This window comes from Paenibacillus luteus, assembly GCF_006542765.1.
Classification (GTDB): Bacteria; Bacillota; Bacilli; order Paenibacillales; family Paenibacillaceae; genus Pristimantibacillus; species Pristimantibacillus luteus.
This window is the reverse complement of the sequence record NZ_SKCD01000025.1, coordinates 35,219-51,643: the sequence shown is the minus strand read 5'-3', so window position 1 is coordinate 51,643 and position 16,425 is coordinate 35,219. Positions and strand designations below refer to the sequence as shown.

At 48.8% G+C, this 16,425-nt stretch carries 15 protein-coding genes and 1 riboswitch; of the genes, 5 read left to right on the top strand and 10 right to left on the bottom strand.

Features of this window, described 5'->3' with window-relative positions; genetic code table 11:
• Positions 1–41 precede the first annotated feature (41 nt).
• From E0496_RS19985 to E0496_RS19965, 5 genes are all read right to left on the bottom strand, one after another.
• On the bottom strand, positions 42–1,385 hold the full coding sequence (locus E0496_RS19985) for a cryptochrome/photolyase family protein (protein ID WP_141503602.1): 1,344 nt from the start codon (positions 1,383–1,385) through the stop codon (positions 42–44).
• Positions 1,386–1,530: 145 nt separating this feature from the next.
• Entirely contained in the window at positions 1,531–2,004 is a 474-nt protein-coding gene (locus E0496_RS19980) for a C40 family peptidase (protein WP_141503601.1), read from the bottom strand.
• A gap of 4 nt (positions 2,005–2,008) precedes the next feature.
• A riboswitch (cyclic di-AMP (ydaO/yuaA leader) is annotated at positions 2,009–2,162 on the bottom strand.
• A gap of 388 nt (positions 2,163–2,550) precedes the next feature.
• On the bottom strand, positions 2,551–3,135 hold the full coding sequence (locus E0496_RS19975; RefSeq protein WP_141503600.1) for a copper amine oxidase: 585 nt from the start codon (positions 3,133–3,135) through the stop codon (positions 2,551–2,553).
• A gap of 137 nt (positions 3,136–3,272) precedes the next feature.
• The gene (locus E0496_RS19970; protein ID WP_141503599.1) at positions 3,273–4,082 is read right to left on the bottom strand and encodes a hypothetical protein; all 810 of its coding nucleotides are present in this window, start codon (positions 4,080–4,082) and stop codon (positions 3,273–3,275) included.
• Between the two features lie 27 nt (positions 4,083–4,109).
• Positions 4,110–6,125: a M1 family metallopeptidase gene (locus E0496_RS19965; protein ID WP_141503598.1), complete on the bottom strand. Its 2,016-nt coding sequence runs from the start codon at positions 6,123–6,125 to the stop codon at positions 4,110–4,112.
• A 105-nt stretch (positions 6,126–6,230) separates the two neighbouring features.
• Here E0496_RS19965 and E0496_RS19960 point away from each other — a divergent pair, with 105 nt between their 5' ends.
• The 5 genes from E0496_RS19960 to E0496_RS19940 all read left to right on the top strand — a co-directional run bounded on the left by E0496_RS19960 (position 6,231) and on the right by E0496_RS19940 (position 9,927).
• Positions 6,231–6,755: a YwhD family protein gene (locus E0496_RS19960; RefSeq protein WP_139990674.1), complete on the top strand. Its 525-nt coding sequence runs from the start codon at positions 6,231–6,233 to the stop codon at positions 6,753–6,755.
• Positions 6,756–6,955: 200 nt separating this feature from the next.
• The gene (locus E0496_RS19955; protein WP_141503597.1) at positions 6,956–7,513 is read left to right on the top strand and encodes a sigma-70 family RNA polymerase sigma factor; all 558 of its coding nucleotides are present in this window, start codon (positions 6,956–6,958) and stop codon (positions 7,511–7,513) included.
• On the top strand, positions 7,510–8,043 hold the full coding sequence (locus E0496_RS19950; RefSeq protein WP_141503596.1) for an anti-sigma factor: 534 nt from the start codon (positions 7,510–7,512) through the stop codon (positions 8,041–8,043). Before E0496_RS19955 ends, E0496_RS19950 begins: the two co-directional genes overlap by 4 nt.
• Before the next feature lie 28 nt (positions 8,044–8,071).
• Positions 8,072–9,247, top strand: coding sequence for a hypothetical protein (locus tag E0496_RS19945; protein WP_175598091.1), 1,176 nt, complete (start codon positions 8,072–8,074; stop codon positions 9,245–9,247).
• Complete coding sequence (locus E0496_RS19940) at positions 9,244–9,927, top strand: hypothetical protein (protein WP_141503595.1); 684 nt, start codon at positions 9,244–9,246, stop codon at positions 9,925–9,927. Before E0496_RS19945 ends, E0496_RS19940 begins: the two co-directional genes overlap by 4 nt.
• Before the next feature lie 95 nt (positions 9,928–10,022).
• On the opposite strand, the gene E0496_RS19935 is transcribed toward E0496_RS19940, so the two are convergent.
• From E0496_RS19935 to E0496_RS19915, 5 genes are all read right to left on the bottom strand, one after another.
• Complete coding sequence (locus E0496_RS19935; RefSeq protein ID WP_241674897.1) at positions 10,023–11,918, bottom strand: CotH kinase family protein; 1,896 nt, start codon at positions 11,916–11,918, stop codon at positions 10,023–10,025.
• Positions 11,919–12,202: 284 nt separating this feature from the next.
• Positions 12,203–13,207 carry a GNAT family N-acetyltransferase gene (locus E0496_RS19930; protein WP_141503594.1) on the bottom strand — a complete coding sequence of 335 codons (1,005 nt, stop codon included), beginning with the start codon at positions 13,205–13,207 and terminating at the stop codon, positions 12,203–12,205.
• Between the two features lie 280 nt (positions 13,208–13,487).
• Complete coding sequence (gene cyoD / locus E0496_RS19925) at positions 13,488–13,811, bottom strand: cytochrome o ubiquinol oxidase subunit IV (RefSeq protein ID WP_141503593.1); 324 nt, start codon at positions 13,809–13,811, stop codon at positions 13,488–13,490.
• A 1-nt stretch (position 13,812) separates the two neighbouring features.
• Complete coding sequence (gene cyoC / locus E0496_RS19920; protein ID WP_139990681.1) at positions 13,813–14,454, bottom strand: cytochrome o ubiquinol oxidase subunit III; 642 nt, start codon at positions 14,452–14,454, stop codon at positions 13,813–13,815.
• Positions 14,454–16,424: a cbb3-type cytochrome c oxidase subunit I gene (locus E0496_RS19915; RefSeq protein ID WP_141503592.1), complete on the bottom strand. Its 1,971-nt coding sequence runs from the start codon at positions 16,422–16,424 to the stop codon at positions 14,454–14,456. The genes cyoC and E0496_RS19915 overlap by 1 nt, the downstream gene beginning before the upstream one ends.
• Position 16,425 lies beyond the last annotated feature (1 nt).

Below are 16,425 nucleotides of genomic sequence, written 5' to 3'. Positions count from 1 at the left end.
AGTTATCTGAGTGAGGCGTTTTCGATTAGGGTTCAAGATTGCTACTTGAGTATGGTTTTGTACACCTCAATCGCGCGGGCGCGAGAGGCCTTTAGATCGACAATGGCACCGCTTTGGGGGAGATGTATTTCCTTATCGGACAAATGAGCTAAATGAGGCAGCCAGCGACGAATGTAGCTTCCGCTGGGATCATGAGTTTGAGACTGTGTTGCAGGGTTCATGATCCGGAAATAAGGCGCGGCATCGTAGCCCAGAGATGAGCACCAAAGCCAGCCACCTCGATTAAGCGTATTATCGTAATCGCTCAGATAATGGCGGAAATGCTGTTCTCCGAGTGTGAAGGGGCAAAGCAAGTTCTTGGTTAAGAACATCGCAACGACCATTCTCAAGCGATTAGGCAGCTCGCCTGTACGATTCAGCTGCGTCATGGCCGCATCTATAATCGGTATGCCTGTTGCAGCAGTTTTCCATAATTCCAAGTGGGTATCTGACAAGGCCGACATATCAGTCAAATGCTCATAGCGGAAGAAGTCTTCATGATACATGGCCTGATACAAGTAGAAATCACGCCAGGCGAGCTGGCGATGCCAAGCTTCGGAGCCAGGCAATCCCTGGGTTTGCTCGAATGCACAGCGTGACGAGATGGCCCCGGTATTTAAGAAGCGGGAAAGACCGCTCGTGTGGTTATTGGCATAGGCATCGCGGCTATCGTCATAAGAGGCGAGGCGTTCGCGCATGAAGCGTTCGAGCTTGTTCAGTGATTTAGGCATTCCTTCTACATTCGTCTCGCCTAATGCGGAAGAGACGGAGTCTGGCAGGGCAAACTGCTGCGCGATACTGCTGCTGAGTTCATTAAGCGTTGTGAGCTCTTGAATGGTGGCATGGCTCATTGGGCTGTAACACTGCTGCATGTAGCTGCTCCACATGCGATAGAACGGTGTAAACACTTTGTAGGGCTCTGTCCGGCGTGCAAATGCCGGGAAAGCTTCCAAATCAGCCAGCGGCGCATCCACAATTGGCATCCAGCGGCGTCCCGATTGGCGGGTAACCTGCTGCAGCTGCTCGTCCCGCTCACGGGAGTATGGCGAATAATCGGCATGCACGACTACCTCTTCAATGGAATGGGCTTGCAGCAGGGCTTCAACAATCGGTTGGGGCTCGCCATACAGCACATGGAGCTCCTTATCCGCATTGGAGTAGCTTTGCAGCAAGGAAGCCGCTTGTGCCATAAAGTTTCGCCCGCTATGGCTGCTCAGCCTGCTGCCCCCAGTCAAAATCGGATCTATGATAAGCAAGTGGATGCCAGGCATGTCTTGCTTCTTCAAGTAATCAAATGCTCGCATATCTGCTGTACGCAAATCCTTGCGATGAATAAATAAATACATCAAGCAAAGCTCCTTTCAACTACCGCGGCAGCCTTGAAATGAAACAGCAAAGCCGCATGTCATTTGTCGACTCAGGACAAAAAACTGCGGCTTTGCTGGATGAGTCTACCTGAAAACCTTTGATGAGAAGGAACAGGTCACTCTATTATCCGTTAGCAAGTGCTTGGAAAGACTCGTCATCCATGACGCGACGAGCAGTCACATAACGGTCTTCATAATAGGAGGAGTTCAGTTTGTCTGTTACAACGCCTCTGCTGGAGGACGAATGAGCAAACTTGCCATCTCCGATGTAAATGCCTACGTGGGATACGGTGCTGTTATTGCCACCAACGGTGTCAAAGAACACAAGATCTCCCGGAATTAGGTCAGCTTTAGCGACCTTCGTGCCTGCTTTCGATTGCGAGCCGGACGTACGCGGAAGCTCAATGCCTAGTTTTTCGAACACAAAGCCCGTAAAACCGGAGCAGTCAAAGCCTTTTGCTGTCGTTCCGCCGCTCTTGTACGGAGAACCAATAACATCATTAATAACTCCGTTCAGTTTGGAATCTGCGAACGCGCTGCCTGCTTGGAAAGCAAGTACGAGAACGAGTCCCAGAAGTAGTGCAGTAACCTTTTTCAAATTGTGAAACTCCTTCCAAGGCCGACGAGGTTAGCTGTGGGGTTCGGTTGAAGGCTCCCTATGATTCCTCAGGCGCTGCACAAATGATCAGACGTCGGAATCAATTCACCCAAAGTGGTTCCCCCGTTTCCCCATAGGGAATTAGGCTGTTTTTTATTGCTTTGAGAAATATTCGATTATTTTCAATGATCTCCTGCCTTTACTGGCAAATTCTAATAATTCTCATGTAACCTTTTGACTATTTGCTTCGTTTAATCGTTTTTTCTGTAATATAAACACAGGTATGTAGTGCTTTCAGACTAAAATTCACGGCTCAATTTCATTAATTATGTGGATTTGATGTAAAATATACCGATTTGTCCTGTTGCGGCCCTGTCGCGCAGGCCCGTCTTAAAGGCTATAAATGGCGGCAGGTTAACCTTTTGCAGCAAATATTAAAAAACTCTCATGCAAATAACCTCCGGCATTATCGGAGGTTATTTGCATGAGATAGAGGTCGAAAAAAGGACCGTTCATGAGAACGGCCTCTTGCAGGTTAAGCATGATTTACTTAGCGGTAATGATTTTCTCCGAAATAAGCTGCGGATCACTGTTCTTTTGTTCCATATAGAATCGAAGCTTGTATTTGCCGGCGTACTTAAAATCATAAGAAATAACCTTTGAGCTGAACCAAAAGGTGTCTTTCTCAAGGAACTCCTTGAAGTCGTCATCGGATTGGCTGCGGCTATCGATCGTCGTTTCTTTGTCATTTGGATCGACAAGGGTAACCTTGAACTCGGATAAGGCCACATTTAAATTATCGATTTGCGCTTGCACCAAAAACTTCTGGACGGTGCCTTTATCCACTTGGCCAAACATTGTGCGCTTCTCGTTCATTAGAAACATATGGACATTCGGTTTTTGAATGATGAGTTTCTTCTCACTGTTCTTCCATTGAATAAAAGCTTGCAGGGAATCACTGAGGGAACGGATATTAATGTATACCTTATCATCAACCATTAAAGCTTCTTCCGAGGAAGACTTGTTATTATATACAAATGTTACTTTCTGAAATAATTTGTCTGCTGCAACTAATGAACCGCCCGATAGGAGCAAGGCCATAGATATAATAATCAGTTTTTTACGCATCATGTATAGGTTTCCTCCACTAATGAATTTCTACCAATTATTTATACAGAGATGCCTTCATTTAGTTGCGGTTCTTTGAAAATAAAAAACCCCTCTTATCCCCAGCAAGCTGCGGGAGAGAGGGGGCTGCTGCCTCGTACTTATTTGGATTGCAGCAGCTCATATTGCGTCGCAATCGTCCATACCTTCATCAACGTGCGAACGAGGTGATACCCTTGATGGAGAATGAGCGCGAATAGGCCCGCCCAAAGCATGGATAAGCTAGTGACGACAAGCCCCGCTGCAGCTCCAATCCCCCACATAATGAGCGATATGGCGGCGTATACGAGGAAGTTTCGAAGCGCGTGCCATAAGGAGCGGAATATCCCTTCTCCCGAGGCTGCTCCCAGCTGCATGGCCAAAAATAACAGGTGAAGCACCGTGGCCCACACCAGCCATATGGCTGCCCCAGGCAGTACATTTTGCAATAGGTCGGGAATGGAGTTGCTCTCCAGAAGCGAATTGAGCGCGCGCGGGAGCAACCACCAAGCGGGAGCTAGGGAAAGAACGGATTCCATCCAGTATAGTAGAACCACAGGCTTCCAAGTTTTGCGGATCCCTTCCAAAAACCGTGTTCCTTCGTCGGCTCTTGTTTGGTTTAGCGAGTAGAAGAGCCCGGCATTGAATAAGGGCGTCAGCAGCATTCGGATGAGCAGGAGGCTGCCGAGCATCCAGACATAAGGGGAAATGAGATCGGTCTTGAACAGCTGGAACTGGGCTTCCGTAAGGAATAACTGAGCTGCCGTGTCGGAAGGATAGGCACTAGGATAACGGCGCAGCAGCGGCGTTACAACCGAATCAATGAAACGATAGAGAAAAAAGCCCCAAAGCAGCTGATAAAGAAATAATAAAATAACCAGATAAAAATGCTTCACCGTTAGCCGCCAGCCTTGCTTCAAATAGATCTTCATGGTTTATCGCTCCTTGAACGCAATTACTTACCAGCTAAGCGAACCGAGCAGCCCTTCGATCAGCTTGACGACACCTAGGCTCCATCTTGTCCGCTTTTCTTCAGGCAGTTGCGCCTGCATATAGTTGTTAATGAGCTTATTGTCGAGTACATTGCTGTAATTCGGGTCGACGACCGCCCACTCAAGCGGAGCGGTATGCACCTGCGTATATTGAATATGAGACTCATCAGCACTCCAAAGCTTGGTTACTTGGCTGCCGTCGGTGAACTGCATGACGACTTTGATCTCGCCGTTGTTGCCGCCGTTTTTCTTGACAAGGACGACCGATTCATAGAGCGAGTTTCCATCTTGCATGACGGGGCGCACATGGATCGACTCAATGGAGAAATCGGCCATTTGGTCGTCATATACATACTGACTGAAATAGTCATGCCATTTGGTCTTGGTGACTTGCTCTACCACGCGCTGGAAGTCTGAGCTGGATGGATGCTTGAACTTATACTTTTGGAAGTAGGTGCGCAATATCTTCTGCATCGTTCGGGAGCCAACCTGATTTTCGATGCCAATGAGTACCAGCTTTGCCCGCATATAAACATTCTCGGCATATTGCGAATGGCTGCCATAAGTCCAGGACGATTGCTTGAGCGGTGCTGGGTCAGTCATGTAACTGGCTTCCGTACGAAGGTTCGCTTCCAACCCGTAAGCGGTCTCCATCACTTTGTCCTCCGCATAGGAGGTGAAGCCCTCATCGAGCCAAGCTTCCTCGAACTCATTGGAGGCAACCATGCCGTACCAGTATTGGTGTCCAATCTCATGAACGACCGTCCGTTCCAGGTCATAGCCTGGATTATCTTTCTCGGCTGCGAATGCGGTAACGAGTGTAGGATATTCCATGCCTCCGGCACCGTTTGCCCCTTTTGGAGGCACCACGATAGAAAGCGTACTGTATGGATATTCTCCGTACCATTTCGCATAGCTCGATAGTGCTGATTTGGCAGCATGCATGTAACGGTCCTTAAGGGCGGCGTGTGCGGGGTCCAGATAAAGCTTTATGCGAACGCCGGGAATGCCGGTATCGGAGTAGGCGGTCTCTTCATACACAAAGTCCGGCGATGCCGACCATGCAAAGTCATGCACGTCATCAGCATAAAATTGGTAAACCTTCAGCTGGTCTTTCATTTCAATCTCTTTGGTCTGGAAGCCGGTGGCCGCAACCGTATACGCTTCCGGCACTTTGATCCGTACACTGTAAATGCCAAAATCGCTGTAAAATTCTGAGTTGCCATGATATTGATGTACGTTCCAGCCTTCAGCTGCCCGACCACGCGTGCCAGCGGTTTCATACACTGCAATTTTGGGAAACCACTGGCCTGCCATGACAAAATTCCCGGAATAGCCCATTCGTGCAAAGACTTCCGGAAGCTTCACCTCATAGCCCATATGAAGCGTGACAGATTTCCCTGGGGCCACAGGCTCCGGCAAGCGGATTTTCGCCAAGCTGAAGTCTTCGGCATTGCCGTCATCGGGTTGTACGTATTGCAGGCGTGGCAGCAGGCTCTCGCCGTTCAGCGTCTCCAGCGTCAGCAGCTTCATATAACCCTGGCTGTTAATGGTTGCTTTGTCTTGGCGAAGCTTTCCCCCGGATTCCTTCATAAAGGTCGTCTTGTCCGATTGGAAGGCATTCGGATAGAGGTGGAAATACAGCTCGGACACTGTTTTTTTGCCTGGATTTGTCCAGGTCACGGTCTGGTCGCCGTTTAATTGCTTCGCATCGTCCAGCAGGTGAACACTGATATGGTACTCAACGACGCGTTTGCTGAGCTCTTGCGGTTTTGGCGTCATAACCGTGTTCGGCTCTTGTACGACGGGTGGCTTGGCCGAATTTTGAGCAGGGGCAGACACTGGCTTGGCATTGGCGGCAGGGGTGAAGGCATAAGTATATTGGGATTGCCAAGCCGTCCCGAAGTCGTACCGCACAGACAATCCGAGCATGACGACTGCGAGTATTACGAGCAAAAATCTTTTGAAATAGCGTGGAGTCATTGAACGTTTCCCTCCCGTTGACAAGCATCTAAAGCATGTATATGTTTGCTTTTCAAGGATTATTAGCTAAAATGGAATTATTGTATGGGGAAGGTGTGAAGACGCATGACGGAAGAACAAGGACAGCCGGCTCAGCCGGAAAAGAAGGAAAAGAAATCACTGTCGCTCAATGTCGTGAGCAGCAAACAACATAAAGGCTTTGGAGCGGGTACGATCGATTTGAGCGCCGTTTCTTGTGTAATCATTGATGACGGCGTCGCTTATATCGATGTAGGCGCGATGCATGCGAAGAGCAAGGTGGAGCGCGGCATTAAATTTACGCCGAACAAAGAAGATACGCCGAACGGCCGCCAATGCTGGATCGTATGGGTAGCCGTCGACCGCAACGAGGAAGGCTCTTTCTATGCAGGAGCGACCGCGTGCGAGATGCTGATTGATTCGGAAGCGCGCCGCGGGTGGAAAATTCTACCCGATCACGTGAACAAGCTGGACCAATCGCTGAAGAGACGCTATAATCTGAGCGAGCTTGGCGAAGTGGAGAAGGGTGCTCTGCAAAAGCTGTTGGTTGAGCATAACCTAGAGTGGTGGGACCGCTCGCCTGAAGAGCTTAAGCAAGCCTTAAGCGTGTAGCCTTTGGATTTGACTCCGGCAGGAGCCTATAGAAAAGAAAATAGTAGATGAGAACCTCATCGTTCGTATTCTTTTTACGAATGATGGGGTTTTGCGCGTTGATTGGGTGTTGTTTCGAGCTTGCGAAAAATATTTTTGGGATAGGTGCAGGGGAAAAGGGACGAGCACACGTCTATTAGGTTGGGAAGGAGGGGAGCGACATTCAAGAAGAGGATTGGATCAGAGCGGTACAGAAGGGCGGGCCCGAGCATTATGGCCCTTTCGTAACGGCCTATGGTCCTTATATATATAGAACGGTCTTCGCAGTGCTGCGTTCGCCGCATGACGCGGAGGATATTACTCAGGAAGTGCTGCTGCAAATTTATCGCTCCCTTCCGGATTGCCGTTTGGAAGGGCTGAAGACGTGGATCTACCGCATAGCCGTCAATCGAGCCATTGATTTCAAGCGAAGCAAAGCGCGGCGACCAGAGGAGCTGGCTGATAGTGAGGCGATGTCGGAAAAGCTGCAGGAAGAATTTGCGGCTAACCCAGCGGCTGAACTGATTGCGATCGAGCAGGCAGATCGGCGGCAGATTCGCGAGCGGGTGGATGAAATGCCGAATAACTATCGCGAGGTTGTCGTTGCTTATTATATGGAAGACAAGTCGTATGAGCAGATTTCTCTTGAAACGGGACTGGAGCGCAAAAGCGTGGAGTCCAGGCTTTACCGAGCTAGAAACTGGATGAAGCGCCATTGGCGGAGGGAGGATTTTGAATGAGGAATGATCATGTGTCACCGGTCCAAATGCTTGCTTACGTGAAGGATCAGCTGCCTGAGGCTGACCGGGAGCAAGTGGAGCGGGAGCTGACGGCTTGTGACGAATGCTTGCAATTGTTTATTGGTATGATGGAATCGGCCGAAAATGAGCTGTTGTCTTCGCAGCCTGACTTTGCGCAGATGGAGAGACGAGTTGTCGCACAGCTTATAAGCGAGCAAGAGCTGCTTGAGCAAGTAGGTGAAGAGGAGGCAGCAGGTCAGGTGCCTCGGAAAAATCCTGCCCGCCTGCGTTCGTGGCTTCAGCACCCGGTTACGCACTATACGATCGCAGCTTCTATTACGCTGATGCTGCTTGCCAGCGGAACCTTTGCTTCCTTCTCTCAGAAGCTGGCGCAGCTTGATTTGATTGAAAGTGAGCAGGCAGCGGTACCAGTGCCGACAGTTGGCAGGCCTTCGATATCGTGGTCGGACAAAATTGTTGATCAAACCGGATCATGGCTGGACGGTCTGAAGGCGTCCCGCTTTAAATAAATGAAAATCGGAGAGGAATGAACCGACGATGAATAAAAGCCCTTTAGTGGCATTTCTGCTTTCCTTTATTCCAGGCGCAGGACACGCCTATATAGGAAGGCCGTTCCGTACCATTTTGTACGGAGGGGCATTCTTTGGTCCCATAGCCTTATTACTATTAATATCGATATTTAGTGGCTATGTTGAGGATGGACTTGTCTTTTTCCTGCTCTTTGTAGCAGCTATCTCGGGTATTATCAACATGGTTGATATGGTTTTTACTTTGCTGTTAGGGAAAAATTTGAACTCCTATCCTAATCAGCATCACCCATTCGACCAGCCGCCAGACCATTTTGGCCCAGGCTTTGTGCCTTTGCAGATGGAGCATCAGCGTGAAAAAACAAGAACGATTATGTTCTCGCTTGTACCTGGTCTTGGACATATGAGTCTTGGATTAATGCAGCGCGGCATTACCATTCTCATTTCCTTTATTGGATGGATGGCGATTGTTATCTTCTTGAGCGCGATCATTCATCGTGCTGAGATGCTTGTCTTTTTGTTTGTGCTGCCTGTGATTTGGATCTACAGCATGTTTGATGTGATCAGTCAGCTCCACGCCAAGCAGCGCGGTGAGCGGCTTGAGGACCGGGCTATCTTTGAGGACATGGAAACGTTTATCGGCTCCGGGAAAAAAAGCAAGGTACTGGCTATCGCTTTATCCATATTCCCAGGCGCAGGCCATCTGTATTTGGGCTTGCAGAAGAGAGGCCTGCAATTAATGGGCGGCTTTCTCCTGGCTATCTTCATTTTGGATAATATGCGCTTATCCCTGTTCTTTTTTCTGCTGCCGCTGTTTTGGTGCTTTGCCTTTTTTGATGCGGTGCAGCAGACCTCCCGTTACGAGAATCAGACGCTTACCGATGAACCTGTATTGACGCAGCTGGTTCCCTATCAGCGCTGGTTTGGCATTGGATTGCTTGGTTTTGGAGTTTATTACTTGCTGGACCGGGTTGCGGCCGAGGTCACTTCGCATTTTTCCAGGGAGCTTTACTCCCAGTACATGCAGGTCAAATATATGATTCCAACAGCGGTTGTCGCTTTTATTATGATTATTGTCGGTTTACGGCTGGCCTTTGGAAGCCAATCGCCAGTGGGAGAGAGAAGGGGCAAACCTCCAGAATTGCCCCCAACACTCTTAGCGAAGCGTGAGGAGGAGCCTCGTTGAACAATACCAGTATGACTAGCATGGCAGATAACCGTCCGCTTGTTGTGAGGACCTGGCGTGTGGGCTCCATATCGATGGGCATTACGCTGCTTCTTATCGGCACCGCGCTTGCGGTATCGCTTTGGCAGGATTTTAATGCTTACGAGGTGCTTTTATGGGTCGCACCCATTGTTTTCATCATGCTGGGTCTAGAGCTGCTGTTGTATTTGAAGTTTTCAAAAAGCGAAAAGGCGATTGTGCGCTACGATTGGCTAAGCGTTTTCTTTGTTGGGGTCATAGGTATGGCCAGTCTTGGGCTTGCTTTCTTAATGTCAACGGGGTTATACGATGAGCTGCAAAGAGAACTGAAGATGACGCAGCGTTCCGCTTTTATCGAGACGAAGGCAGTGAAGGTGCCTGCTGGCATTGAGCAGATTATCGTACATTCGCTCTCACAGGTGAAGATTTCCGAAGCGGATACGCAGGAGCTGCAGCTGCTCGGCCAAATTCGTTATTGGTCACCGGACAAGCTGGAGCGGCAGGATAATCGCATGATGAAAACTGAAATCGTAGGCTCTACGATGTATGTGATGATTGGCTCGCCTGATTATAGAGATGGAGGTTTCGTCTCGGATCGGATAGAGATGCAGTTGACGCTGTCCGTGCCTAAAGGCCTCAAGGTCAATTTTGCTGATTTCTAGATTTCAGAGCCCGATATTAAGTAAAGAGGCTTTCCCCAACCAATCGGAACGAACCACGATTGATTTGAGGAAAGCCTCTTTTACATATCATTTGCTTATGCAGCGCTGTTGATCGTTACTGTTGAAGTAGCCGAATCCCATTTCGTTTCCTTATTTAAGCTGTCGGCAATAAAACGAACGGGTACGACTGTTCTTGCATTTAAGATCGTTGGCGCGGCCTCTAGGGTAACCGCCACTCCGTTTACGTAAGCTGTACTGCTTCCGATGGTCAGCACAATGGTGCGATCATCCTTGATCGCCGTAATCGTTTTGGCTGCATTGTCCCATTTCAGCTCAGCCCCCAAAGCCTCGAAAATTCTTCTAAAGGGCACCAGCACCCTTCCACTGCGGATCAAGGGTTCTTGTTGGCTGAAGTTGACTTTGGTGCCGTCGAGTATGACGGAAATCTCTTGATCAGTCGGCAAAGCTGTAACCGTCAGGTCCAACTGCGTTTGCAGGTTATTTAGCCTGTTCAGCGCAAACGTCATTAATGAGCCAGCGGCCATGCTTCCCATGCCCTGTCCCTGTCCTTGTCCTGCTCCGCCGCCATTTGCTCCAGGGGCCGTTGTACCGTTAGGTGGTTCAGTAGGCTGTTGAGCATCGTCTGGACGCGCAGGGCCGTTGCCTTCCGTCCATGTTGGAGGAGCCTGGCCATCGGCAGGCGCGCTGCCGCCCATGCTTCCTTCATTGCTGTCTTCAACAGCGGAATAAGCGATATTCGATTCGAACTGTTCCATCGTATAAAACTTGGTGGGATCGGCTTGTACACTTGGTCTAATGATATCAGAAAGCTCCGTGATCCGGTTTTCGACGCCTTCCAAATAGTCTACGAGCTCGGTGACGTAAGTCAAGTATTGCTCTTTATATTCATCAACCTTCAGCAAGTTATTGATCAAGGGTACACTTTCCATGTTAATGCCTAGCACAGGCACATCCACGGATGCGGTTGCTGCATTTGTATTAACTGTGCTGCCTGTTGCCGCAGAGGTACCTAGACCACCTCCAGAATAGCCGTTAAAAGACATATTAAAATCCCATGGCAGTACAGAATATTTGCCGCTCGCATCGCCGTACAGCATAAAGTTATGTCCCTTATCGCCGTTATAGCTGTCATAGTTGCCTAGCACGGCGTTAGCCGCGATATATTTTAAGGCGGTGCTTACATCAAGGACATTTTCAATGTCGCCCTTCTCGCCTTCAGGCATAGCGTTTAATACGCTGATGAATTTTTTGAGCGAGGCTTTCTCATCCTCCGTGCCTAATTCGTAAGTAAGGGATTCATATTCGCTGTTCTCTGCATATTGGAGGTAGCTTTTCTCATCCGTATCGTAGAGCACGCCATCTTCATAGTCCTCTCCGAAATTTCTTTCCATATAGCTATCATCAATAGCTTCTACACCTATATAAAAGCCGTACAATTCCCCGTTAATATAGAGATTGGTGAATACCGTCAGTGGAGCGTCAAGTCCGATTGCGCGCAAAGCCTCATAATGCAGGTACTCGCGCAGGAACGATGGGTCGGCGTAGCTGTTGTTTAGCACCATTTTGTCCAGACCGAGCAAGGTTTGTGATTTATCGTATTTATCAAACTTCAATCGGAAGCTGTAACGATCGGAGTCGGTCATACTTGCAACAGCTTTGAGTGTCAGGTTTCCCTTAGTTGAGAAGCCGACGTTATTGACCACATTGCCGTCTACCTCAACGGTAACGTTTTTATACTCTTTGTCGAGAGGGCTCTCCAATATGCTCTTCCAATCCTCGTCGCCAATCGTCACATTAACATCAATAATTTGGTCTCCCTCAAATAGGGATTCGTAAGGCTGGGCTACCCCTTGTTCTGCGGCCCATGCGGTAGAGCCGCTGCTTGCTGTGCTGAATGTGAAGGGGACTGCTGCAATCATGAGCGCTAATGCGGAAACGGTACATTTTTTAAGTAGACGATGAACTATCATGTGTTGATTATTCCTCCTTGTTGATCAGATTTAAATCCTTCATTCAGTCTAATTGTTGGAAGTTAGCTTAACCTTAATGGAAATTGAAAGTTCACTGAATGTATGCCCGTTAGCTAAAATGAGGAAGTATGAACGCTCTTGAGGTGAGGCTAGGGCTATTAATTCACAAAAATAAAAGCCTTCAAAACCGCATCTACGCGGTTTTGAAGGCTTTATCTAGTACTAAAAGTACGGAATGGATTGCTTAGCAAAGTGTGACAGAGCTGCTATAAGGGTTATTAAACTTATAGATGAGCGGGAGGCTTTAAGCAATTCATCACTTGATCTAGTGGGGCGAGCAGCCGATAAGAGCCGCGAAGCGGAACATAACCAAGCTTGCGATTGATGCTGAGGATGGGCTGGTTGGTTGAGTCATTATCTGTTCGAATATACGCAGCTTGTTGGCTTATCGCCAGTTGTATAGCTTTTATTTTAAGCGCTAATGCGACTTTCTTGCCCCGATAGGCTGGGCTTACGCCAGTATATTCGTGATACATGCCATTGGTTTGCTGATTATGCAGGACATTCGTTACCCCGATATAGGAATCGCCGTCTGCTGCTATGATGACACGCTCGGGGGCATAGCCATCCACCCTCAAATACCATTTGAGCCATTCGGAGAATTCAGGCACCTCACCGAGGAATCCTGGAATATCGACCAAGGTTTCCTTATAGAGTTCGTATAGCTTGTGCTCGCTCTCCTCACCAGGAGCATCTGCCAGCGTTAGAAAACGCAAGCTGCCAATCTCAGGCATAACGGGAATCTCATAGAGATGATTCAGTTGCAGCATGGATTGGAAAGCATGCCTTTCTGTAACAAATCCCCGGTTTTTGGCAAAACGAACCGACGCTGGCTGATCATCCCATGCTTCAGTAATCAGAGTGGAGGCTCCAATTTGTAAAGCCCACTGTCCAATTTTCTGAAGCAAAAGCTGTCCGATTCCCTGAGTGCGGTAAGTCTCCTTCACAACGAGCGTATTGCAGAGATATCCAGGCTCTGTCCAAGGCGCTCTCCATGACCAGGCATAACCTGCGATTTCCCCTCGGGCAGTCACGGCAACCTTACGTTCCCGGTCATAACCAGCGAGCAGGCCGTTATCGTCCATATAAGTGTGTCCTACTTCATAGAGCTTTTGGTCAGCCTCAAGGAGGCTTTGCGCGGTAGTTGGCTCCGACCATACCTGATTGAGCAGCTCTGCTAGCTGTTCGTAGTCATCCGGCAGCTGGAGCGAACGAATTGTAATTGACATCGTTGACACCTCTTTATCCTTGAACTGTAACTATATCCTGATTATGACATGCAGTAGGAAGGAATTGGAAGGTAGAGTTTGGCTATAGCTAACAAAGCCCAAGCATTGGAATTTGGCTAATTCGAAGCCCGTTATCTAAAGAGCGGTTCGTTTTTCTAGATTCTGGATGATCAACATGAGAGTTAACATAGCCGAAAAAAAGAGGCAGAACCCTAGTAGATTGCTCTACTAAAGGTTCTGCCTCAAGTTGCAGGCTGAAGCCATAAGCTATGGCTGCTGCTTATGAAGCAACAGCGTTGTAAGTCATGATCCAGATGGATCCGGCGACGATTGTCAGCAAGATGACGAGGCCGAATATAAGCGCCATAAGATTGAAGCGAGGCTTCTCTTCATCACGGATATGCATGAAGAAGATAAGCTGAACGGCGAACTGCAGAATCGCCATAATAAGAATGAGCACAGTTGTAGCCGTCTTGCTTAGCATATCATTCATGACGACAACAAGTGGAATGATTGTCAGGATGATGGAGAAGAGGAAGCCGATGACGTAGGACTTCATCGATCCGCCGTGTGCGTTATGCGCATTCGCGTTATGATTTTCCATCCTACATCACCCCCATCAAGTAAACGATTGAGAATACAAAAATCCATACGACGTCCAAGAAATGCCAGTACAAGCTGATGATGCTGACTTTGCGCTTCGTCACAGGCGTGATGCCTCGGCGGCTAAGCTGCAGGATCAATGCGACCATCCAGACAAGACCAACGGAAACGTGAAGTCCGTGTGTGCCGACGAGTACGAAGAAGGCTGACCAGTATGCGCTGGTTCCGATATTTGCGCCTTCATGTACCAAGTGCATGAACTCATTAACTTCAAGAAAAACGAAGGATGCGCCAAGCACAGCCGTTATGGCGAGCCACAGAATAAGTCCGCGCTTGTTGCCCTTGTTCATTTCAAGAACGGCGATACCGCTCGTGAAGCTGCTCGTAAGCAGGATGAAGGTCGAAATAATAATACCGTTCATCTCTAACAGCTCTGCACCTGTCGGCCCTCCGTCTGTGTTGAGACGGAGAACGACATAGGTTGCAAATAACGTACCGAATAAAATAACGTCTGTTATAAGAAATAGCCAGAAGCCAAATGTTTTTAATGATTCTTGATCATGATGGTCATCATGGTGACCGCCGCCGTGACCGGCTCCGTGTCCGCCATGCGCCCCTGCCGGGGTAGAAACTGCATGTGCCATTATTTTGTCCCCCTTAAAGCGGCTTCCGTACGTTCAATCTCATCCACGGGAATGTAATAGTCGGTATCGTAGGAGAAAGAACGAACAAGCATACATATGGCTACGCCGATCAGACCCGGAATGGCCATCCACAGCCAATCCCATACGAAGCCAAAGCCTGCGGTAAACCAGCAGAGCGACATAATGAACGGGATACCGGAGTTTTTCGGCATATGAATCGGCTCAAGCGGTACCAAAGGCTTGGCAGGCTGGCCGTTTGCAATGCGTTGTTTCTCTTCCCACCACTCGTCCTGGCTTGTCACTTGCGGCAAGCGCGCGAAATTGTATAGTGGTGCTGGCGATGGAATCGACCATTCTAGCGTACGGCCATCCCATGCATCGCCGTCTTTTTCTTTCTTGTAGAACTTGATGCTGTGCGCGATTTGCCACACTTGGAAAATAAACGCGATACCCATCAAGAATGCACCGACCGTCGATACGACGTTAAGCGGCTGCCAGCCCATATCGAAGTCGTAGGCGTTGAAGCGGCGCGTCATACCCATTAGGCCAAGTGCGTATTGCGGCATGAAGCAGACGTAGAAACCAATGTTCCAGAACCAGAATGCCCATTTGCCAAGGCCTTCATGCAAGCGGAAGCCGAACATTTTTGGCCACCAGTAGTAAAGGCCAGCGAAATAACCGAACACAACGCCGCCGATCAGTACCTGATGGAAATGCGCAATCAGGAAGTAACTGTTATGGAACTGGAAGTCAGCAGGCGCAACCGACAGGAGCACCCCGGTCATGCCTCCGACGACAAAGCATGGGATGAACGCGATCGTCCACATCATCGGCGTCGTAAACTTGATCCGGCCTCGATACATGGTAAAGAGCCAGTTGAACACCTTGACCCCGGTCGGTATCGCAATAAGCATCGTCGTTAAGGCGAAGAATGCATTGACGTTGGCGCCGGAGCCCATCGTGAAGAAGTGATGCGCCCAAGTAAAGAATGAGAAGAAGCTGATGGACATAAGGGCGAATACCATCGACTTGTAACCGAACAGTTTTTTCTTCGAGAACGCGGATACGACCTCGGAGAATATCCCGAACGCGGGCAAAATAACGATATAGACCTCGGGATGTCCCCACATCCAGATGAGGTTTATATACATCATCGGATTACCGCCGCCGTCGAGCGTAAAGAAATGCGCGCCCAGATAGCGGTCAATGAATAACAGGAACAAAGTAACGGTCAAAATAGGAAATGCGAACATAATCGTGATACATGACGATAGTACCGACCAAACGAACATCGGCATTTGCATCAGCTTCATGCCTGGTGCACGCATTTTTAGAATCGTAACGACAAAGTTGATCCCTGTTGCCAAGGAGCCGATACCGGAAATTTGAATTCCCCAAATATAGAAGTCCTGCCCAAGGCCCGGACTGCCTGATAGCTCGGAGAGCGGCGGATAAGCCAGCCAACCTGCATCGGGAGAACCACCAATAATAAATGAAACGTTAAACAGCATGGCCCCGAAGAAGAACATCCAGAAGCTAAGGGAGTTCAGGAAGGGGAAGGCAACGTCGCGCGCGCCGATTTGCAGCGGAACGACGATATTGAATAGTCCGAACATAAGCGGCATGGCCATGAACAAGATCATAATTACGCCATGCGTGGTAAATATCTGGTTATAGTGTTCCGGGACTAGAAATTCAAGCTCCGGAGCGGCGAGCTGTACCCGCATGAGCAGCGCATCGACGCCACCGCGGAATAGCATAAGAATAGAAGCGATAATATACATGATGCCGATTTTTTTGTGATCGACGCTAGTCAGCCATTCGGTCCAAAGCCAACGCCATTTCTTGAAAAAGGTGAGCACGAATATAATCGCGACCATCGACAACCCGATGGATACCTGAGCCCCTAAAATAAGCGGATCGCCAGTAACGAAAAATTCGGATGCGAATTCTTTAATTTTGTCTAACATG